Here is a 22,832-nt window from a genome sequence, read left to right on the forward strand (position 1 = left end):
CCGACGAGATCAAGGCGATCAGCACCAAGGCCCTCGCCGGCCTCGACGTCACCAAGCTGAGCACCGGCAACGTCGCCGCCCTCAGCAAAGCACAGGCGGCAGCGCTCTCTTCGGCACAGTTCGCAGCTCTGTCGACCGATCAGATCAAGGCCCTCGGTTCGGAGCAGGTCTCCGGTCTCAGCTCCGCTCAGATTGCGACCCTGAGCAGCGCCGAACTGGCTCTGTTCTCGACCGATGAAATCAAGGCCATCAGCGCCACCGCCATCGCCGGTCTTACCCTGGCTGGTCTCGGCACTGAAAACGCCGCCGCTCTGACCAAGACGCAGATCGCCGGCCTGTCTTCGACGCAGCTTAACGCTCTGTCCTCCGACAGCCTTGCCACCTTCTCGACCGACGAGATCAAGGCGATCAGCACCAAGGCCCTCGCCGGCATCGACGCCAGCAAGCTGAGCACCGGCAACGTCGCCGCCCTCAGCAAAGCACAGGCGGCAGCGCTCTCCTCGGCGCAGTTCGCAGCCCTGTCGACCGACCAGATCGCAGCCCTCAACTCCGATCAGGTCTCCGGCCTCAGCTCCGCGCAGATCGCGACCCTGAACAGCACTGAACTGGGCCTCTTCTCGACCGACGAGATCAAGGCCATCAGCGCCAATGCCATCGCAGGCCTTTCCACCGCTGCCATCGCTGGTCTCAGCAGCAGCCAGGCCGGTGCACTCTCAGCCCAGCAGCTGAGCACAATGAACGATGCACAGGTCGAGGCGGTCATCAAAGCCTACAGGGCAGTATAAGCCTTAAACGACCCGACAAAACCTGCGACGCGGCTCAGGCCGCGTCGTAACATTTTAATTGCAGAATGCCCCAGAGGACATTCAGTATCTGTCATGGCAAAAATATCCGTCATCATCCCGGCCTATAACATGGCCAGTCTTATCGGCGAGACACTCGACAGTGTTCTGCGCAATGAAACCGAGATGGATATCGTCGTCGTCGACGATGCCTCCACCGACAATACCTGCGACATCGTCGAGCAACACATCGCGCGGCACGACAATATAAGGCTGATGCGCAGCGAGACGAACACCGGGCCGGGCGTTGCCCGCAACAGGGCGCTGGCGACCATCGACAGCGAATATTGCCTGTTTCACGATGCTGACGACCTCCTGCATGAAGGAGCCGTCGATACCGTTCTGCCCTTGATGGATGAGACGAATATCGATGTCGCCGCATTCAGATATAGCGTGCTGAGAACGGCCGATGGTCCTGCCGGAGAAATGGCGCCTATCGACAAGAATATCTGGGATAGCGTCCTCGGCAGCCGCGACAGCGCAATGATCGACCTCGACTCGACCGCGCAATTCCTGGTGACGATCAATTACCCGTGGAACAAGATACTGCGGACATCTTTCATTCGCCGGACGAACTGGCGATTCTCCACGGCGCGGATCAACGAAGATATCCTGCCGCATTGGGCGGTCTATATGAATGCCGGACGGTTTCTGGCCATTAACAGCAGCCTGACAACACACCGCCTCGTCCCGGGGCGGGAGCAACATACGAGCACGTTCGACGAGCGCCGGCTTGAGATGTTCGCGGCGCTGAGAGACATCGAAAAGCTTTTCCTGGACAATCCGATCTTCAGGGCAAAATATTACCCGATCTTCATCGTCTTCAAGGCGGGTTTGCTGGAATGGGCGGCCAAGCAGATGCGGCAGGACCTGCACGGTCTTTTCCGCGAATATGTCGCACATTCATATCAATACTTCACGGATGAAGACTTCGACAGTGTCTATCGGATCAACCCGTCGATCGCGCTGGCGAGCTACAGGATGAAATACTCTCATCGTTAGACATGAGAGCGATCCTTACTGCGGCATGACAGCATCAATCTCCCGGAAGCCGGCGCCTGACCGGGAGGAAACTTCGTCCGGCCACGCCACCGGCTGATCTGGGCAAGCAACCCCGCTTCAAACACATCCAGCCACAGGCAAGTTACCTGCGATAGCTAAGGACGGCCCATCAACAGGCTGTTCTTATCTTCGACCCTTTGTCGCTTGCCGCAGGATGTCATGACCGCCAATCCCGTCTCACCTTCAAACGACGCCGCCGCTCCCAGCGCCCTTGATCTTGCGCGGAACCAGCGGATGAGTCTCATGGATCTGCTGAGCGTAACCGAGGCGCTCAGTGCTGCCGGTCAGCGAGCCGCGGCTGCGGAACTCTACAAGACCTGGGTTGCGTTCAACGACAACAATCCCGTCATTCATCTCGCCTATTTCAACTATGCCGTTGCGCTCAGCCAGCTTGGCGACCGCGCGGGCGCCGTCCAGGCGTTCCGCGCCTGTTTGAAGGCCAATCCGCAATTCGCTCCCGGTTACATCAATCTCGGTCGTGTCCTCGAAGATAGCGGGTTGATCGGCCAGGCCGTGGAACAGTGGTCGCATTATGCCGAAACGACGAAGCACCTCGACGCCGAAGCGATCGGCCATCGGCACATGGCCCTGCAGAACATCGGCCGGGTTCTTGAAGGCGCCGGAAAGCTCGAGGACGCTGAAACCGCTCTGCTGCAGGCATTCGAGCTGCGGCCGGAATTGCCGGAGGCAGGCCAGCACTGGGTGTCGTTGCGGCAGCGCCAGTGCAAGTGGCCGGTGCTTGCTCCTTCAAACCACGTCTCTGCGCGCAAGATGCTCGATGCGATGTCCTCGCTGACGCTGAGCTGTTACGCCGACGATCCTATGTTCCAGCTGGCCAAGGCATACCGCTATAGCAAAACGGTGGTCGGCACGCGGCCGGACCTCAGCCGTTTTCCGCGCAGGTCGCCGAAGCTGAAGTCCGGAACCGGTGAACGACTGCGCGTCGGTTACCTCTCGTCGGATCTTCGGGATCATGCCGTGGGCTTCGCTCTCTGCGAGGTTCTGGAATTGCATGACAAGGACAGCCTTGAGGTCTTCGCCTATTATTGCGGTAACGTCCGCAACACGGACAGCACGCAGGAGCGGATCAAGGCAGCGGTCCATTGCTGGCGGGATATCCATGGCCTGGACGATGCCGCTGCGGCCTCGCAGATCATCTCCGACGAAATCGATATTCTGATCGACGTGAACGGCTACACCAAGGACGCGCGCACGAAGATTTTCGCCTATCGCCCCGCGCCGGTCATCGTCAGTTTCTGCGGTTACCCGGGATCGATGGGAAGCCCGTTCCATCAGTACCTGATTTCGGACGGCTACATGATCCCGCCGGAGAACGACATCTATTACTCCGAAAAGGTCCTGCGCATCGCCTGCGACCAGCCGCTAGACCGCAAGCGGCCCATCGCCGCCCGGCCAAGCCGGGCCGAGGTCGGATTGCCGGAGGATGCGTTCGTCTATGCCAGCTTCAACGGCATGCAGAAGATTACCGAAAGCTGCTTTGCGCGATGGATGACGATCCTGTCGCAGACGCCGGGCAGCCTGTTATGGCTGCTGGCAGGCGATGAAGACGTCAATCAGCACCTGCAGGCCATCGCAGAAAAAAGCGGCGTCTCACCTGACCGGCTCGTCTTTGCGCCGAAGGTTCCGAACCCGCAGCACATCGCCCGTATCGGCGTTGCCGATCTGTTTCTGGACACGTTCCCCTATGGCGCTCACTCCACGGCCGCGGACGCCATAACATCCGGCCTGCCCGTCCTCACCATGTCCGGCAAGACATTTGCGGCACGCTTCTGCGGCAGCATCGTCACCGCAGCGGGCGTTCCGGAAATGATTTGTTCTTCGCCGGAAGACTATGTCGCCCGCGCCATCGGTTTCGAACGCGACCGGAAGAAGCTTCTGGAGGTCAGGGAATCGATCGCCCGACAGCGGGATACCAGCGTATTGCGGGATATTCCCGCTCTGGCGCGCCGTCTCGAAGAGCTGTTCTGGCAAATGCAGGGCGAATGCGAACGCGGCGAGACGCCGGTGCCGGATCTTGGCAATCTCGATCTTTATTACGAGCTGGGCGCGGAAGCCGTTTTCGAGAACATAGAGTTCGAAGACGAGCAGAGCTATCGCAATCGCTATCTCAAGAAACTCGCCCAATGGCACGACTATTCGCCAATTCCCTATGACAATCGCCTCTGGCGGAAACCGGATAACTGAGCAGGGGATAGTCTCGACCGGCCGGGGCATGCGCTGCACGGCACCTCTTCGATGCAAATCTCGACCGCCCGCCGGGCGACATATGAACGGGACTGATTACCAATGTTCGCGGACGAAAGAATTGTCATTGTGGGCGCCGGGCTTTCCGGCGCGGTCATCGGCCGGGAGCTGGCGCTGGCAGGCCACAGGGTCGATATCGTCGATGCCCGCGATCACATTGCCGGCAATTGCCACACCGAACGCGACGGTGAGACCGGCGTTATGGTGCATGTTTACGGTCCACATATTTTCCATACCGACGACAAGGAAGTCTGGGACTATGTGAACAGCTTTCAGACATTCATGCCTTACAAGAACCGGGTCAAAACGACGAGCGGCGAGCGCGTCTATTCGCTGCCGGTCAATCTGCACACGATCAACCAGTTCTTCGGCAGGAATTTCCGGCCAGATGAAGCCAGAGCCTTCATCGAGGAAAAGGCCGACAAGTCGATTACTGATCCACAGACCTTCGAAGAGCAGGCGTTGCGCTTCGTCGGCCGCGATCTCTATGAAGCCTTCTTCAAGGGATACACCGAGAAACAATGGGGCTGCTCGCCGACGCAACTGCCGGCCTCGATCCTGAAACGCCTGCCCGTGCGCTTCAACTATGACGACAACTACTTTTTCCACAAATATCAGGGCATGCCGGAAACCGGCTATACCGATATGATCGAACGCATCCTCGATCATCCGAACATCAGCGTCAAACTTGGCACACATTTCCAGCGCGCCGAAGCGCCTGCCTCTGCACACGTCTTCTATTCCGGTCCGCTCGACGGCTATTTCGACTTCGAATTCGGCCGTCTGGCGTATCGGACGCTTAATTTCGAACGCTTCACCTATGACGGCGACTACCAGGGCTGTGCGGTGATGAATTATGGCGACGTTTCGGTGCCCTTTACCCGCATCACGGAACACAAGCACTTTTCTCCGTGGGAAGACCATACCGGCTCCGTCTGCTACAGGGAGTTCTCCCATGAATGCGGCCCGCAGGACATTCCCTACTATCCCATCCGGCTGGTCGAGGACAAAGAACAGCTCGCCGAATATGTGGCGCGCGCCGAACGGGAAGCGTCGGTAACCTTTGTCGGGCGGCTCGGGACCTATCGTTATCTCGACATGGATGCGACCATTCGCGAGGCGCTCGACACCGCCCGGCTCTATCTCGCCCGGCGAGCGGAGGGCGCTCCCATGCCGGCATTTCTGCATTCACCCGTTTGAGGCGGACACGCTCGTTCTCTTCCATAAATGCAGGCACTTAACGCTCCGGCGGCCGAAGCGTAGCAACTTCAGGTTCAGGCAAGCCCGATTGCGTACTCAACATCTGAAAAATGGTGGACCTGAGTAACCGATGCCCCTCCGGGGGGGCTCGGGCGGAAAATCCACCTGTTGGGCCTGGACTTTAGGATTTTTCAGACATGACGTCGATCATTTCTTCCCTGAACGTCAATCAGATCAGATATCTTTCGACAGAGGCGGTCGCGGCCTGGACAACCGACGACGTGGCGTCGCTTTCCACAACGCAGATCAAAGCGCTCTCGTCGGCCCAGATCGCGGCACTGGATGTGGAGGATGTCAAAGTCCTCAACTCACAACAGTTGAGCGCCATTTCGCAGGGCGCCATCGTTGGCTTGACACTGGATCAGCTCAATATTCTCGATCAGTACGCCATCAAAAGCCTGAATTCGAGCCAGATTTCTGCGCTCACCACCACCCAGCTCCATGCCCTGACGACGGAACAGGCGGAGGCTTTGACCTCATCTCAGGTGCGCGCCCTCAATGCGACGCAAATTGCCGCCCTGAGCGCGGAAGATATAGCGACGTTCTCAACCGCCGACATCGCCGCAATCACGAGCAAAGCCATGCCGGGCTTGAGCACCGAGGTGATCGCAGGGCTGACCCCGGATCAGATCGCGGCCCTGAGCACGAGCGCCGTTGCGAGCCTGACGACCGACCAGATCGCGGTCCTGAACCCGGAACAGGCCGAAGCCCTGTCGCCGGCGCAGGTCAAAGTGCTGAGCTCGATGCAACTCGCTGCCCTCGGCACAGACGATATAGCGACATTCTCGACCGCCGACATCGCGGCGATTACCGTCAAGGCCATGCCGGGCCTCAGCACCGAGGCAATCGCAGCATTTAGCCCGGATCGGATCGCCGCCCTCAGCGCAAGCACGATTGCCGGTCTGACGATCGACCAGATCGAAACCCTGAGCACCGCCCAGATCGCCGCATTGACCACGGCGCAGATTGCCGCACTCAAGACGACGCACATTGCCGCCTTAAGCACCAGCCAGGTCGAAGCCCTGTCGCCGGAACAGGTGAGGTCGCTGAGCGCGGCGCAATTCGTGGCCCTGAGCGCGGAAGACATCGCGACATTCTCAACCGCCGATATAGCGGAGATCACCGGCAAAGCCATGCCCCGTCTGGGCACGGAGACGATCAGCACGCTGACCAAAGAGCAGATCGCCGCATTGACGACGGCCCAGATGAACGCCCTCGGCGTAGCGCAGTTCCAGGCCTTGAGCGCTGCTCAGATCGAGGCCCTGTCAACCGCTCAGATTGCCGCCCTCAGCACCGGCGTGGTCGCAAACCTGATAGCCGACCAGATCGAAGCCTTCAGCACCCAGCAGGTGGAGGCCCTGTCCTCGGCACAGGTGAAGTTGCTGAGCTCGATCCAGCTTGCGGCCCTGAGCGCGGAGGACATAGCAACATTCTCGACCGCCGATATCGCGGCGATCACCGGCAAAGCCATGTCCGGCCTGAGCGCGGATGCAATCGCGGCGCTGTCCACCGCCCAGATCGCCGCCCTGACCACCAGCGCCATTGCCGGCCTGACGGCCGATCAGATCGAAGTTCTGAGCACCGAGCAGGTCGAGGCGCTGTCGCCGACGCAGGTGAAGTCCCTGAGTTCAGCGCAGCTTGCAGCCCTGAGCATCGAGGATTTGGCGACATTCTCGACCGCCGATATCGCAGCGATCACGAATAAAGCCATGTCGGGCTTGAACACCGATGTTATCGCGGCCTTCACCACGGCTCAGATCGGCGCCCTCACCACCAGCGCCATTGCCGGCCTCACTTCCGATCAGATCGAAGCCCTGAGCGGCAATCAGGTCAGCCTTCTATCCACCGCGCAGATCAAGGCGTTGAGCTCGGTTCAGGTCGCCGCCCTGGGCAACGATGTGGCCGCCCTGTCCACCAGCCAAACGGCCATGTTGAGCACATCGGGCATCAAGGGCCTGACCAGCGATCAGGTTGCGGCCCTCAGCATCGATCAGTTCGCGGCCCTGACCACGGCCCAGATCGCGGCTTTCGGCTCGGGACAGATTGCGGCATTGAGCACGGACAATATAGCATCGCTTTCCGTGGCCCAGCTTGCGGCAATGAGCACCTCCGGCATCCTCGGACTTTCGACCGGCCAGATCGCCGCCCTCAGCACCGATCAGGTTTCCAGGCTGTCGACCAAGCAGATGGCGCGGTTGAGCGCGGCACAAATTGCCACCCTCGGCACAGACGACATAGCCGCTCTTTCGACAGCCCAGATCGCCTCCCTGAGCGCTGCGGGCATTACGGGACTAAGCGCGCAGCAGCTGGCGACCCTCACCACCAGCCAGGCCGAAGCCTTAACGAGCGCGCAGATCGTCAATCTCGGCTCCACACAGATTTCGCAGCTGGGGACGGACGATCTGGCGAAATTCACAACCAAGGACATCGCCGCGATCACGTCCAGCGCAATCGCAGGACTGTCGGCAGAAACCCTCGCTTCCCTGACGACAACCCAGATTGCCGCCCTGAATGTACAAAGCATCGGTGCGTTGAGCACCGCGCAGATCGCCGCCTTGAGTATCGCCCAGGTCGAAGCCTTGACCACCGCCCAGGTCGGCGCTCTCAGCTCGAAACAGATCGCCGCCTTGAGCGCGGACGACATTGCGACATTCTCGACCAAGGATATCGCCGCGATCAGTTCCAGTGCGATCGCCGGATTGTCGGCAGAGACCATCGCCTCCCTGACGACAGCGCAGATTGCCGCCCTGAACGTGCAAAGCATCGGTGCGTTGAACACCGCGCAGATCGCCGCCCTCAGCACCGCTCAGGTCGAGGCCTTGACCAGCGCCCAGGTCGGCGCTCTCAGCTCGACGCAGGTAGCGGTCCTGAGCGCGGAGGATATGGCGACGTTCTCGACCAAGGACATTGCCGCCCTCAGTTCGAATGCCATTCCGGGCCTGTCCACGCAAACCATAGCGTCGCTGACAACAGCGCAGATCGCAGCGCTGAGTACGGCTGGCATTGGCGGGTTGAGCACCGGACAGGTCGCAGCGCTTACTGGCGATCAGGTGGACGCCCTGACCAGTACCCAAATCGCGGCACTCACCTCCAAACAGGTTGCGGCCTTGAGCGTGGCTGACATCGCCTCGCTTTCAGCAGTCCAGATAGCCGCCTTCAGCACTGCGGGCATAACGGGCCTGACCACTGACCAGATCGCAGCCCTCGACACCGCGCAGGTCGAGGCTTTGACCGATACACAGGTCGGTGCTCTCAGCTCGAAACAGATTGCGGTCTTGGGTACGGACGATATGGCAACGTTCTCGACCAAGGACATTGCTGCGATCAGTTCAAATGCCATCCCGGGCTTGTCAACGGAAACCATAGCATCGCTGACCACGGCCCAGGTCGCGGCCTTGAGTGCGGCTGGCGTTGGAGGGCTGAACACCGGGCAGGTCGCCGTCCTGACGAGCGATCAAGTCGACGCCCTGATCAGTATTCAGGTCGGCGCCCTCACCTCCAGACAGGTTGCCGCCCTCAGCGTGGCCAGCATCGCCTCGCTTTCGGCAACCCAGATAGCCGCCCTCAGTACGGCGGGCATAGCGGGCCTGACCACCGATCAGATCGCCGCTCTCAACACCGCTCAGGTCGAGGCCTTCACCAGTGCTCAGATCGGCGTCCTCAGCGCAAAACAGATTGCGGCCCTCAGCGCCGGTGGCCTTGATACATTTACCGCCGCCGAGCTGGCTGTCATCAGCTCGAGCGCGATCTCGGGCCTGTCGACAGCGGCAATCGCTTCGCTGACGACGGCGCAGATCGCAGCCCTCGGCGCGGCGGCAGTACCCGGCCTGACCACCGCCCAGATCGCGGCCCTCGGCACCGGTCAGGTGGATGCCCTCACCAGCGCCCAGATCGCCGCCCTCACCTCCAGGCAGGTTGCGGCTCTGAGCGTCGCCAGTATCGCCTCGCTCTCGGCAGCCCAGATCGCCGCCCTCAGCACGGCGGGCACGGCGGGCCTGACCACCGATCAGATCACGGCCCTCGACACCCTTCAGGTCGAGGCCCTGACCAGCAGTCAGATCGGCACTTTCAGCTCGAAACAGATCGCGGCCCTCAGCGCCGGCGATCTCGATACATTCACTGTCGCCGAGCTGGCCGCCATCAGTTCGAATGCGGTCGCGGGCCTGTCGACAGCGACCATCGCCTCGTTGACGACCGCTCAGATCGCCGCGCTGGGCGCGGCGGCAATACCGGGCCTGACCACGGATCAGATCGCGGCTCTCGGCACCGGTCAGGTAAGCGCACTGACCAATGCGCAGATCGGCGCCCTCACCTCCAAACAGGTTGCGGCCCTGAATACGGCCGACATCGCCTCCCTTTCCGTCAGCCAGATAGCGGCTCTGGACGCCAAGGCGATTGCGGGCCTTGGCAGCGCACAGACCGGCGCGTTGAGCATTGAACAGGTCCAGACATTATCCACCCGGCAGATAGCATCGCTGAATTCGGATGCGCTCAAGGGCCTGTCCGCGGAGATGCTGGAAACCTTCTCGACGGAGGAACTCGCGGCTATCGGCTCAAGCGCGATAAAGGGACTGTCCACGGACTTTATCGCCGCTCTTTCCACCGCCGAGGTTGCGGCCCTGAGCACGGCTGGCGTCGCCGGATTGACCAGCGATCAGATCAATGCCCTCGGCAAGGACCAGATCGAAGCACTCTCCACCAGCCAGATCGCCGCATTGAGTTCGGCCGGACTTGCGGGATTGACGGCGGATGATCTGGATGCATTCTCGACCGGCGAACTCGCCGCCATCAGTTCGACGGCGATAAAGGGACTGTCCGCCACCGTCGTGGCCTCCCTGTCGTCTCAGGAGATCGCCGCATTGACGACGGGCCAGGTGGCTGCGCTGAGCTACGGTCAGGTCGCGGCGATGGGGTCCGCGCAAATCGGAGCGCTGTCACTGTCACAGGTCAGCGTCCTCAACGCGCTGCAGGCAGCCGCGCTTGGCGGCGACGACCTGACGGCATTTTCCACCGAGCAGATCATCAGCCTGAGTTCGAGCGCGATCTCGGGATTGGGCACCGGTACGCTCGCTGCCCTGACGGCATCCCAGGCGGCGGCCTTCACGCCAGGCCAGGTCGCCGCCATGACATCGGCGCAGGTTACGGCCTTGAACAGCGCCAAGACCACCAACAGCTCTGTGCAGGATATCGCCTCCCTGATCTCAACCACCGACGAGACGACTTCGACCCAGGACAGCGCGACCAGCACCTCAGTGGAGGCTTCGAGTGAAACGCAGGAGGCGTCCGACGTCGCTGCAACCATTTTGTCCTATCTGGACGTCTGACTTTAGCCTGCGAATAGGGAAATAACCGGGCCGGGATAGCTGCCGTCGCCTGATGGCAGCCGCCATTTCGCCGGCTCATCAACCATGCGTCGGTTTGCGTTCAGACCGGGGCCGGGCTGCTCGTCGCTGGCGCAAGGTTCCGTGCGATTTCTCCGGCAACGAAGATCGCATGCTCGGTAACCTGGGGCAGGCCCATCAGCTCACCGAAGGTTCCGCGCGCCAGCGGACCGCCGATCAGCAGCGTTTCAATGGCCTGGCCGCGGCTATCGATGGCGCGGGATCGCTCGTCGCAGTGGATGCCCAGCCCCGTCGGGCAAAAGGTCAGAAGACCCGCCTGCTCCAGACCGGAAAGAAAAGCCTGCGATTTCAGAATTCCACCATGGGCGGGACCGGTCGTCACGACAATCGCATCGACATCGAGCCGCGCGATGTCCCTTTTACCGCGAAACCGCAGATCGACATGCAACGAACCGTCTTCGCCAGCCTTTGCGGACACAAGCGACCCGGCGACGATCTGTAACCGGCCCGAAATTATGGCCTCATCCAGAAGTTTCTCCACCTGCGGCGCGATCCTGAACCGGTGCGCGTCCCAGAAGGGCCGCAGCCACCGCACCACCCTGCGCTTTTCGATCAGCGGAAGGTTCCGCCATATGTCGCGTCCCTGCAGGCGAACGGCGTCCAGAACGCCATGCCAGCTCGCACCGCCCGCCTGCGACACTCGTACAGCCTCTCGAATCCGCCGCAATAGTTCCGACGCGCTTTTGGACGGCGGATCGACAAAATCGCCGTAGGGTTCCTGCGGCAAGGCCGGATGGCCACGCGACCGCAAGCCGCGGCGCGACAGCGAGACGACCCGCGCATGATGGCCGCGCCGGTGGAGCGCGGCAAAGGCATCAGCCGCGGTCAAGCCATTGCCGACGATCAGAATGCGGTCACCCGCAGCGATATTTTCCAGCGCAGCGTCCGCATTCAAGTCCGCCACCAGTTTCGGATGACCGGCAAGCGGTTTCAACACCTGCGGAAGCGCCGGCGGCGGATGGCTTGTCGCAACCACCACGATGTTCGCGAAGTGGCTATCGCCGTCTGCGGTTTGCAGCTCCCAGCCATCCGCATGGCGGGCCACATGTTCCACAGTGCTGCGCCTGTGCTCAACGATGCCAGCATCCAGCAGGGGCGCGATCTCGGCCGCGACATACGCGCCGAAGACCCTGCGTTGCGGATAGGCCTGCCCGTCGGGCAAAACCGCTGCTGCATCGCCCGCAAGCGCGTTCGACCTGTCGAGATAATGGAGGAAATTATCCGGATCATCAGGATAAAGCGTCATGCGCCCGGCCGGCACGTTGATCCGGTTGGCCGGCTCCGGCGTGGAATAGGCAAGCCCCGCACCCAATGCCGCTCTCGGCTCGAACACGACGATCCGCACATTTTCGAACGCCCCAGCGGCTCGATGGAGATGAAGGGCAATCGCTGTCCCGCTAAATCCACCGCCTATGATGGCGATAATGGCATTCTTCCGGCTCACTGACATTTCAACTCACGCGATCTCGGCGGCACGCCCCGAATAACGTCCAATTTTAGCAGCCGGGATGAAAAATTCACAGCGATGCGTGTCAGGCCGCGCAGGTTCGAACGTATTCGTCCCGTCCGGTTCGGCTGCGGCACTTTCGGCGGATGAGCGGCAAAGGCCGCCGCTCCACCTTTTCTGCCTGCGTTATTCGGCTGCAATCGCCGCGCTTTCTTCGGCCCCTTCGAGTGCGCGCACCAGCGGAATGACGTGCTTGCCGAAATACTCGACCTCCTCCTGGAAATGCAGGAAACCGAGCAGGATGAGATCGGCGCCGGCGCGCTTCAGGCGCACGATGCGTTCCGCCACCTGTTGGGGGGTGCCGATGAGGTTTGAGCGGAAACCGTCATTGTACTGAACGAGATCCTCGAAGCTGGATTTCGCCCAGTTGCCCTCTCCTTCCGGGGAGGCCTTGCCGGCATTCTTCACCTCATGGCCAAACGCATTGACTGCTTCCGGATTGGCCTTCTCGATGATTTCGGCAAGCACGGCCTTTGCCTCTTCCTCCGTCTCACGCACGATGGCGAAGGCATTTACGCCGACCTTGACCGAATGATTGTTCTCAGCCGCCTTGGCACGGATGTCATCGACCTGCCTTGCAATTTCTTCCGGGGTATTACCGTTAGTGAAATACCAGTCGGAAACGCGGGCCGCCATATCGCGGGCTGCGCGCGAAGAACCGCCCTGAAAGATTTCAGGCTGCGGATCGATCGGTTTCGGCTTCAGGGAATAATTGTTGAATCGATAGAAATCGCCGCGGAAGGTGAAGCTGTCTTCCGTCCAGATGCCGCGCAATGCACGGATGAACTCCTCCGAGCGACGATAGCGCTCGTCGTGATCGAGCCACGGTTCGCCGATGGCATGGAACTCGCCGCGAAACCAGCCGCTAACAATGTTGACCGCGACGCGGCCATTGGTGAGGTGGTTAATCGTGGCAATCTGTTTTGCAGCGAGCGCCGGGTTCCACGGCCCCGGCAAAATGGCGGCAATGACCTTCAGCGTCTTTGTCGACTCCAGCAGGGAATGGCTGAAAGACACAGATTCATGCTGGAACTCGGCGCCGTAACCGGCCGTGAATCGAATCTGGCTCAGCGCATAATCAAAACCGCTCGCTTCCGCGATCTGCGCGAGCTTGCGGTTATAGTCGATGGTCCAGCTGGTGCGTTGCTCGATATTCGAGATGACGAGGCCACCGGAAACATTCGGAACCCAATAGGCGAATTTAACGGGCTCGGCTGTGCGTGCGGTCATGATAAATTCCTCTCTTGCAATCTCAGTTGGCAGCCGCTTCGCGTGAAACGACGGAAAGGGTCGGATGGTGATCGCCGCCGCCAAGCGCTTTGGCGGGTAAAAGCTCGAACAGATCGGCGACGGCGCGCTCAATGCGCGCTTCGACAGCCGGGTTTGAAAGCGTGTATCCGGTAAAATCCGCCTCGACGGCATAAACCGTGGTCGGCACGGTAACAGCGCCGAAGAAGCCGAACAGCGGACGGAACTGGTGTTCCAGCATCAGGCCATGCAGCGGCGAGCCGCCGGTCGCGGCAAGGATCACGCGTCGACCCTGCAGGGCACGGAAATCGACGAGGTCGAATAAATGCTTGAGCGCGCCCGTATAGGAGGCGCGATAGACCGGCGAACCGACGACGAGCACATCGGCAGCCTCCACGGCATCGACAATCGCACGCCCGGCCTCGTCGAGCTCATCTGCGCGCAATGCACGAAATAGAACCGGGGCGGCATCGGCAAGATCGATGAGGTCGGTTTCAACCTTCGCCGTCCGCCCGATCGCGGCAACAATTCGTTCAACGACATGCGCCGTGCGGGATGGCCGCTTCACACTACCGGAAATGCCAAGGATCTTCATATCCATTCGCCCTTCTTTTGTGTGTATTTTCTATGTTTTTAATAGTCTATCAAAGACGCTCATTCCAAAAGCCGTATATTTTGAGAAATGCTTTCGCGTATTGAGCCGAAGCGCCGACTGTTTCACACGGGGCAAGGCGGTCGCTGCAAGCGCCGAAGCGGAAAGCCGCTCATGCCCCGGCCGAGCGGATATTGCCCAAAAGCAGGACACCGGGGATCTCCGATCCCCGGTGCCAATATTTAGAGCGATGCTTTCAGCGCCTCAACTGAAGGCGACGTAAAGGCAGGGCAAGGATCAAAACTCCTCCCAGTTGTCGGGGGCGGTATTCAACGCGGCATTGCCTGAAAACGCCGCCCTTATCCTGCCGCCAAGCGCACGTGCGGGAGATGCTGCGGGCCTGTCGGCGACCGATGCCGTGCGAACGGGCGCGGAGGCCTCGCCATAACCGCCTTCGGACAGTTTGAACTGCGCGATCAGCCCGTTGAGCGAAGACGCCTCGCGTGCAAGCCCGTGGCTGGCGGCCGTGCTTTCCTCCACCATGGCGGCGTTCTTCTGGGTATCCTGATCCATCTGGTTCACGGCCGTATTGATCTGCTGAAGACCGGAGGACTGCTCCTGTGCCGATTCCGCGATGGCCGCAACGTGCCGGTTGATTTCCTGCACCTCCGTTACGATCAGTTCCAGCGCCTTGCCGGTTTCACCAACCAGCTGCACGCCCTGTTGAACCTGACCGTTGGAGGTCGTGATCAGGTTCTTGATCTCCTTGGCCGCACCGGCGGAGCGTTGCGCCAGTTCGCGAACCTCCTGCGCAACAACGGCAAAGCCCTTGCCCGCCTCACCCGCACGGGCAGCTTCAACGCCGGCATTCAGCGCCAGAAGGTTCGTCTGGAACGCGATCTCGTCGATCACGCCGATGATGTTGGAAATCTCATTGGCGGATGTCGCGATCTGCTCCATTGCAGCGACGGCCTGCTGCACCACCTCTCCGGATTTTTCAGCGCCGACTTTTGCACGGCCGACGAGGTGACCCGCTTCCTGCGCCCGTTTCGTGGCGTCCTTCACCGTCGTGGTGATCTCTTCCAGCGCAGCCGCAGTCTCTTCAACGGCGGCAGCCTGCTGCTCCGTGCGTCTCGCCAGATCGTCCGCTGCAGACCTTATCTCATTGGCGCCGGCGTCGATGCCGCGCGCGTTCTGCGCCACCTGACTCAAGGTCGACTGCAACTGTTCCGCAGCCCGGTTGAAATCGCCGCGGATACCGTCAAGACCGGAGACGAACGGCTGAACGATCCGGTAAGTAACGTCGCCCTGGGCGATCTTCGAAAGGGCCGTGGCAAGATTGTCGACGGCAAACTGTACGTCGGCAGCTTCCCTGGCCTTCTGTTTCTCGCGCTCGATCCGGTCCTTTTCCGAAGTCGACCGGTTGGCCTCCGTTTCATTCTCAAGCCGGAGGCGTTCGATTGCGCTTTCGCGAAACGCCTGAACCGCAGCGGCCATCTGGCCGACTTCATCCCTGCGATCCATTCCGGAAATTTCGCTTGCCGTATCACCGGCCGCCAGCGATTCCATGCGCGCGCGAAGCCGCGCAATCGGGGTGGTGATGCCCCGGGAGGAAATGAGCAGGCCAAGTGCGATCACAGCCAGCGAAACGAGCGCGAGCGTAATCAGGCCCGTCCAGATCGTCGTATTGGTGCTGGCTGTAAGGCGTTCTCTCCCCTCATTCATGACCTGGATGAGCTGCTCATTGCCGGCGCTGATCTTTGGCGAGACTTCGGCAATTTTCCGAAGCACGTTGAGCGCCATCTGCTGCGCTTCGGCGCGTTGCCCTGCCTGCATGAGGGCGATGACCTGATTGCCGATCTCCTCGACTTCGACAACACCCTTGAGGATATCGCGGGCGGCATCCGTGCGCGCCGGCACCAGCTCCATGATCTTGTTCTGGCGTTCCTCGAGCTGCTTACGGTCGGCTCTGAAGGTTTTGACGGCAGCTTCGAAATCAGCGCTGGCCGGGTCGTTAAGGCTGGCGCGAAGCATCTGCATGCCGAGTGCATTGAGGTTCCCGCTGGTTCTGGCGTTCAGAACCGCAGCAAGGGCCTCATGGCCGATGAAATCGCTATAGACGCTGTCGGTGCCTTTATATTGCAGGCTGACGTAGCTTATTCCGGAAAGCGACATCAGGCTCATCAACGAGATGACAAAAACGACCTTCGTTTTTATCTTGGTATTGTTCAGGAAAGACATGAATGGCCTCAAGGCAAGCACTCCTCCAGCCGCCCTCTCAGGAGGCCGGGGAATATATAATGAAACATCGCGGGTAGCTGTTGCCCCTCCTCATAGGGCGACAAGCGGATGCCTTTTTCGAGCCGCCGCCGGGCGGGTCGTCATGGGTCCGCTTGTTCTACCGGCTCCGCCGATGAAACCTTGGAACCTGCGTATTTTAGATTTCACAAAATCACTAAATGAAGTGTTACCCGGGATAGGCAAGTGCTGACAATTCGCCGCGCCGCAGACCGGTTCGAGCATCGTTTTCAAGCCTGGCAGCAGCCGGTGCCGTTATCCGGAAACCCGTAACCTACGCAACAACGGCGGTGCCCGCTCGGGCAATCAGGCTATCGTGCCTGCAATGGGCCGGGACTGGATCGTTCGGCCCGATAAAACGAAGCTGCAGATGAAGATGCAGCCGCGCCTGCAAACGCTCAAACAGCCGCTTGCAGGCGGAAGCGTTCCTGTCCTCCTCGCCGGTCAATTTGCCGATGAGGCGCATGAACCAGCCGTCATAGGCCTGCACATAAAGGAACCATCGTGTCGGGTCCGGCGCACCGGGCGGCGTGTCGCGGCAGAGCCAGATGGCGTGCGCATGCTGAAACAGCGGATGAAGCGTGCCTTGCAGCAAGGTGAGTTCGGATGCTTCCAACCCGTGAGGATGGAGACCGGTATGGTTGGCGGCGGATCGGACGGCATCTTCGCTCGTCCACAGGCGGTCGGCGATCTGCCGATGCTGCTCCCCCGCCGGCCTGTCTCCCACCCGCAGGCAGAGTTCGCAGAGGTGGCGATGGAGCCGATACTTCGAGAAAGAGGGATTCCGGCCGATACGGTGCCACAAGGACATCGCTCCGTGTATGTCTCCGGCTTTCTCCATATCCTCTGCCCGTAGCTGTAGAAGCGTCACCTCTTCAGGCGAATACCGCAACCCTTCCGCGATCGCCTCGGCGCGAAGCATGCCTGACGGATCGAATTTCTCCGCCAGCAGCGCCAGTTGCAGCCAGTCCTGCTCGTCGAACATCTGTTGTTCGCGACGCTGCAGGAGCCTTGAGAATTCGCTGCGCTGACGGATATGCCAGTCTTTTGCGTCCTGCCAGCCTCGTGCGGCTTTGTCGCGCCAGTCTGCATCAAGCCGTGCCGCGATGTCGGGGGCTTCTTCCCCCAACCATTCCGTGGCAGCGGAAGTCTCTTCGAGACGCCAGGGCAGATGATCGGGAAGCGGGCCTGCCGGATCAAACGCCGTCGCGGCAATGCGCTCCGACAAAACGGGATGGGTGCTATGACTATCCGGTTTCTGGCAGAGGTCTTCATGCAGCCAGACGGCCGCCTGCGCGCCATCTCGCGGGCGACTGTTCTCCGGCTCTGTCAACATCAGGGCGAAGGGCCGCGCCTCGGCGATGTCATCCTTGTCTGCCCCAGCAAACATATCCGGCCAGAATTGGCTGGACAGGGCTCTTTGCCGCAATGTGAGAGCGATTTCCGTCTCAAATGCGATGTCGGCGCCGCAGACCGTGATCGCCCGCGCATCGGCAACCGCCTCGCAGCGACGGGAAAACTCCAGCGTCTCGCGCATCATGCGCGGCACATACCAGGCAAGAAACAATCTGAGCGGCGCGGTGACCAGCCGGTGATTGCGCTCATGCAATTTACCGAGCGCCGCCCAGCGTTGGCGAGCCACATAGGCCCAGCGCGCGAAATGACCGTGCAACCGGGAAATATGGGCGTATTCATGCGCGATGACGGTCGCGGCCTGCCGTCCCGTCAACAGGGCGAGAAGCGGCAGGCCGAGCACCAGAACATGCCTCGACTGGCCGCCGCGGGAGCCTGTCTGATAGATGGACGCGTTAAGCTCTGCATTGATATAGACGGCCGTGAAGGCTGGCGCATCGCAGGCGAGGCGCAACCGTTCAAGCTCTTCGGCAAGGGCGGGAACCTCGTCGGCCTCCAGCAATATTCCATCCGAAACCGGTGGGGGCGGTACTGCCGCATAGGCTCGCAGGACCATCAGCCCGTAAAAGACCCATGACAGCGCCGGCAAGGTAAGAAGCACCAGCAGAAGCCGCGAAGGCACCAGCAACACAAGCAAAAGAGGCGACAGGATCAGCGCAAGGCCGCTGGCCAACAAGAACATGTCGCCAAAGGCGAGCCAGGCCAGGGCTCGCCATCTGCCTTCGCGCGGTGACTGGAGGGGGCCCGCCATGCCGACGCTTATTTCGGTGGGAGATGGTCGCTTGAAAGTTTCTTGCCGAGGAAGAAGGCCTTCAACGCCCGCCCGGCCATCTGCAATCCGCTCGATCCATAAACTTGCGTTTCCATCCACTCCAGTGACGAATGATCGGGGAAGAGTTCCTTATAACGGTCGAACCATTGCATGGCGATAAACTCGCTTTTGGGAACGCCATCGCCGTATTTATAGGCGAGAACGACCTGGCCATAAGCCTCTCCGGCAATGTGGTCGTCATGATAGTCGATGAGGGATTTCATATTGGCGACGGCCTGCTGTTTTTCCTCCGCAGTGCCATGCCTGCGATCAACGCTCGCCAGTCGAATGAGGGACATATCCACGCCGCCTTCCATCGCGCCACGGTAATATTCCTGAACCCGTTCGAAATTTTCCCGGAGCGACAGATCGAGATTGTCGACATTTTCCAGCCGCCAGGCATAGTTATAAAGCGCAACCGGTTCGCCCTCCTCGACTGCCTGCTGAAGCCAGCGACCCGCTTCGTCGCCGTCGAGCAGTTGCGGGTCTGTATCGGGCCGGAATCCCGTTGCGATGTCATACATGCTTGCCGCGGCCGAATAGACGCGCCGTTCAGCGAATGCGCGGGTCAACCAGGCCGACTCCTGCTGGAAGCCTCCATCCCAGATCATCCGGCAGGCATGCATCGGCGTGAACTCATCGGGCTCGTAGAGCGGTTCGAGTTGCGCAACCCGGTCGACCAGCTGCGTGGCGATGGCCGGGTTCGCCTCTATTCCCCACATGCCGAACTGCCAGGCAAATGCCGCCATGGTCAGCATGGTCGGCTCATCAAAACGACGGACGGCCGTTTGCAGCACGTTTGCATAGGCGCCGTCGTGATCCTCGAAATGATGGATCAGCATCAGATTGGTGAAGTCCCGGAACGGGCCGTCAATGGCCGGATAGGTTCCCGGCGCCTTGCAATAACGGATGGATTCGACATGGCGCTGGTGCGCCAGTTTTTCGTCCTGGAGAGAATAATGGGTGAAATTGGCGTATTTTCCGAGGGAAACGAAACGCAGGCGATCGGTGAGATCCCGCGCCAGCCAATTCTTGAAAACCCTCTCCCGGGCGGCAATTTCGCGGGTATCGCCAGGTTCGGGATAATCGGGGATGGTCAATGCATCCTGCACCCCGGGCCAGCGCACGGAATTGCGCTCCTGTTCGCTCAGTGCGGAACATAAGGGGCCTTTGGCGAATTTTTCGACCTCGCCATCATCGCCACCCCATCGCGGGCTCAAATATTGCGCGTAAGAAACCAGGATTTCCGGCCACCGGGGCCGAAGCGAAAGGCAGTAACGCAACCAATAATAGCCGGGATTTTGAGCGTCCCCCTGCTGCAGGGGCGGAAGCGAGGCAGGAAGCGTCGCCGTTATGGCGCCGGGCGGCGTCAATCCGTGTCTGGCAAGCCGGGCGCATGCGGCCTCGTAAAGCTCCGGTTCCAACTCATCGCGCGCTACTGTCTTTTCAACGGGCGTACCCAGAAACAGCGCATCGACGAAATCCGGCTGCCCGAGATACTGGCTCATCTCCATCATGGTTTCCGCGGCAAGAGCAGGCCGCGCGGAAAGGGCCATCGCCTTCAGCAAATGCTCTGCCGCAATTGTGCAGGCCATGTGGGCGGCGGCCCACTGGTCTTCCCCAACATCCGATGCCCAGCTCGCCGTTCGGATGTCACAGGCCCGGCGGAAATAATAATGGCCGGCGACCTGCCTTGCATGATACGAAGCCGGGTATGCCTGCCTCCAGGCATCGAGCAGTTCCAGTCTGAGGGCCGCGTCGACGCTCGCGCTGTCGAACAGGCCCGTGTCGGTCGAAAGATGGATATAGTGATCGTCCGCCAGATCGTCGGACTGCCACCATGCCGCCTCAAGCACCGCGATCATACGCTCGACCTCGTCGAAACGCCGTTCAAGCATCGCCTTTTGCAATTCATCCTGCTGACGGAATCTCGCCCATTGCGGGCCATCCAGTGGCAGGGGAGACGAACTTGTGACTGTTTTCATGAATGGCTCCTCAGCGGATACGTCCTTCCTTGGAGCACCAAAGAACCCCCTGTGTCGAGATATGGAAGGAGACTTTTCCCGGCACTTTTACAAATCTCACCGCCAGGAACACAACACCGACCCGGCACTCAATCAGCAAAAGCCACAAGCCCCACGCCTCGCTTCGCAGCCCGTTGCACGAGATCACGTATCGAATTGAACGCGGCCAGCGCGTGTTCATTACCTTCAAGAACATCTTCGTTTGTCAGGAGGATGTTCAGCAATATCGCGACCTGCCTCGGTTCAAGCAGCGTATCATCGAAATATCTGAGATCGGCACCGGCCCGCCGGGCCTTATCGAACAGCGCCGCAAGCGAACGGTGCGCATGAAGATCACTGGAGCCGGCGAGTTCCAGGCAGCCCGGATCCGAGGGTATGACGGTGGTATCGAAATCAGCGTAATAGATGTCCAGCATGTGCAATTTGTCCAGCGGATGGAAGGATTTGGACGTCCCATTTCGCTTGCAAGGCTCAGCCATTTAAAAAGGGGCGATCACGGACCGCCCCAACGAAAATAGTCTTGTTTCAGTCCGCTTACGCGGGACGCTCCTCGCCTGCATTGGGTCGCCAGGTAATCAACCTCTTCTCCGCAAAATCCAAAATGAGGTCAATAACAAGAACGAAGACCGCCAGAATGATGATGCCCGCGAAGACGCCGACCGCATCGAAGTTGCCTTCCGAGCGGGCGATCAGGTAGCCGAGACCGGCGGAAGCTCCCAGATATTCGCCGATGATTGCGCCGACCACTGCAAATCCGACGGAGGTGCGCAGCGACGACAGAATCCAGCTCGCCGCAGCCGGGAAATAGACGTGACGCAGCAGGTCCGAGCGCTTGGCGCCCAGAATGCGGGTATTGGAAAGCACGACCGGGTTCACTTCGCGCACGCCCTGCATGGCGTTGAAAAAGGTGACGAAGAAGACGAGCGTAACCGCAAGCGCAACCTTCGACCACAGGCCAAGACCGAGCCAGAGCACGAAGATCGGAGCCAGAACGACACGCGGAATGGCGTTCACGGCCTTGATGAACGGATCGAGCACCCGAGCGACAAAGGGGCTGAGGCCCAGCCAGACGCCGGCGCCGACGCCGAGACCTGTACCTATGAGATAGCCCAGCACCGTTTCGCTCAGCGTGATGCCGACATGCTTGTAAAAACCGGCATCGGCAACCCAGTCAATCACCTGTTTGACGATGTCATAGGGTGCCGGAAAGAAGAAGCGGTCGATAGCGCCCGAGGTCACACCGAGCTGCCACCCGCCCAAAAGCACGACCAGAAGAGCGATCTGGATGATACGAACATTAACGGCTTGCATAGCTTTTCTCCACTTCGCCACGCAGGGACGCCCATATATCGCGATAGAGCGTCATGAATTTTGGATCGAGTTTGATTTCCGCGACGTTGCGGGGCCGCTCGAGATCGACAGGGAAGCTCTCGATGACGCGGCTCTTCGGGCCTGCAGCGAGAACGACAACCCGGTCTCCGAGCGCAATCGCCTCTTCCAGATCATGGGTGATCATGACCACCGCACGGCGGTCCTCCTGCCACAGGCGCAGCAACTCGTTCTGCATGAGGTGACGGGTGTGGATATCCAATGCGGAGAAGGGTTCATCCATCAGGATGACCTTCGGCTCGGTGATGAGCGCCTGCGCCATCTGCACGCGTTTGCGCTGTCCGCCGGAGAGCTGATGCGGAAAGCGGTCTCCGAAGCCCTTGAGGCCGACCTTTTCAAGCCAGGCCTGAACCTTGGCGCGCCGCTCATTTTCGGGAACGCCCCGGAACATCAAGCCAAGCTCGACATTCTGAAACGCTGTCTTCCAGGGAAGAAGCGCGTCCTGCTGGAACAGATATCCAATGTTGTTCTGTACGCCCTTAACGAGCGAACCGTCGATGGAAACCTTGCCCTGCGCTGGCTTCAACAGGCCTGCGATGGCGTTGAGAATGGTGGACTTTCCGCATCCCGTCGGCCCAACGATGGAGAGAAACTCGCCATCGCCGACCTTGAGATTGACGTTTTGAACCGCAACAAACGAACCGAACGCCATGGTCACGTCGTCGATTGCCACCATCGGCTGGGGTTCGAGTTGCGTCACGGGTTCTAGCTTTCTGGCT

At 60.4% G+C, this 22,832-nt stretch carries 13 protein-coding genes and 1 pseudogene; 5 read left to right on the top strand and 9 right to left on the bottom strand.

The genetic code is table 11. The annotated features are described in order from the left end of the window. The 5 genes and pseudogenes from ACQZ5G_RS17195 to ACQZ5G_RS17215 form a co-directional block, all read left to right on the top strand. Positions 1–785 (top strand): annotated as a pseudogene (locus ACQZ5G_RS17195) (ice nucleation-like protein); the annotation flags it as partial. 93 nt (positions 786–878) lie between these two features. Next, positions 879–1,844 (top strand): glycosyltransferase family 2 protein, encoded by a 966-nt coding sequence (locus tag ACQZ5G_RS17200; RefSeq protein ID WP_448738392.1) that lies wholly within the window; start codon positions 879–881, stop codon positions 1,842–1,844. 219 nt (positions 1,845–2,063) lie between these two features. Further along, positions 2,064–4,109, top strand: coding sequence for an O-linked N-acetylglucosamine transferase, SPINDLY family protein (locus tag ACQZ5G_RS17205; RefSeq protein ID WP_448738393.1), 2,046 nt, complete (start codon positions 2,064–2,066; stop codon positions 4,107–4,109). A gap of 102 nt (positions 4,110–4,211) precedes the next feature. Then, positions 4,212–5,369, top strand: a complete 1,158-nt coding sequence (gene glf / locus ACQZ5G_RS17210) for a UDP-galactopyranose mutase (protein ID WP_448738394.1) — start codon at positions 4,212–4,214, stop codon at positions 5,367–5,369. A 197-nt stretch (positions 5,370–5,566) separates the two neighbouring features. Then, positions 5,567–10,753, top strand: a complete 5,187-nt coding sequence (locus ACQZ5G_RS17215) for a beta strand repeat-containing protein (protein WP_448738395.1) — start codon at positions 5,567–5,569, stop codon at positions 10,751–10,753. Positions 10,754–10,853: 100 nt separating this feature from the next. On the opposite strand, the gene ACQZ5G_RS17220 is transcribed toward ACQZ5G_RS17215, so the two are convergent. The 9 genes from ACQZ5G_RS17220 to ACQZ5G_RS17260 all read right to left on the bottom strand — a co-directional run bounded on the left by ACQZ5G_RS17220 (position 10,854) and on the right by ACQZ5G_RS17260 (position 22,789). Beyond that, positions 10,854–12,281: an FAD/NAD(P)-binding protein gene (locus tag ACQZ5G_RS17220; protein WP_448738396.1), complete on the bottom strand. Its 1,428-nt coding sequence runs from the start codon at positions 12,279–12,281 to the stop codon at positions 10,854–10,856. A 183-nt stretch (positions 12,282–12,464) separates the two neighbouring features. Further along, positions 12,465–13,568, bottom strand: a complete 1,104-nt coding sequence (sfnG, locus tag ACQZ5G_RS17225; protein ID WP_448738397.1) for a dimethylsulfone monooxygenase SfnG — start codon at positions 13,566–13,568, stop codon at positions 12,465–12,467. A 22-nt stretch (positions 13,569–13,590) separates the two neighbouring features. Next, positions 13,591–14,181, bottom strand: coding sequence for an FMN reductase (gene msuE / locus ACQZ5G_RS17230; RefSeq protein WP_080853938.1), 591 nt, complete (start codon positions 14,179–14,181; stop codon positions 13,591–13,593). Between the two features lie 294 nt (positions 14,182–14,475). Continuing rightward, positions 14,476–16,419, bottom strand: coding sequence for a methyl-accepting chemotaxis protein (locus ACQZ5G_RS17235; protein WP_149743416.1), 1,944 nt, complete (start codon positions 16,417–16,419; stop codon positions 14,476–14,478). Between the two features lie 331 nt (positions 16,420–16,750). Next, positions 16,751–18,571 carry a M48 family metallopeptidase gene (locus ACQZ5G_RS17240; protein ID WP_244432192.1) on the bottom strand — a complete coding sequence of 607 codons (1,821 nt, stop codon included), beginning with the start codon at positions 18,569–18,571 and terminating at the stop codon, positions 16,751–16,753. Between the two features lie 77 nt (positions 18,572–18,648). Beyond that, the gene (locus ACQZ5G_RS17245) at positions 18,649–20,685 is read right to left on the bottom strand and encodes a DUF4034 domain-containing protein (RefSeq protein WP_448738398.1); all 2,037 of its coding nucleotides are present in this window, start codon (positions 20,683–20,685) and stop codon (positions 18,649–18,651) included. Positions 20,686–20,813: 128 nt separating this feature from the next. Then, positions 20,814–21,140, bottom strand: a complete 327-nt coding sequence (locus tag ACQZ5G_RS17250; RefSeq protein WP_448738399.1) for a hypothetical protein — start codon at positions 21,138–21,140, stop codon at positions 20,814–20,816. A 118-nt stretch (positions 21,141–21,258) separates the two neighbouring features. Continuing rightward, positions 21,259–22,035, bottom strand: coding sequence for an ABC transporter permease (locus ACQZ5G_RS17255; RefSeq protein ID WP_003523941.1), 777 nt, complete (start codon positions 22,033–22,035; stop codon positions 21,259–21,261). Beyond that, positions 22,022–22,789 carry an ABC transporter ATP-binding protein gene (locus ACQZ5G_RS17260; protein ID WP_003510194.1) on the bottom strand — a complete coding sequence of 256 codons (768 nt, stop codon included), beginning with the start codon at positions 22,787–22,789 and terminating at the stop codon, positions 22,022–22,024. The genes ACQZ5G_RS17255 and ACQZ5G_RS17260 overlap by 14 nt, the downstream gene beginning before the upstream one ends. Positions 22,790–22,832: the final 43 nt, after the last annotated feature.

The sequence above is a fragment of the Agrobacterium sp. 22-214-1 genome, assembly GCF_053522465.1.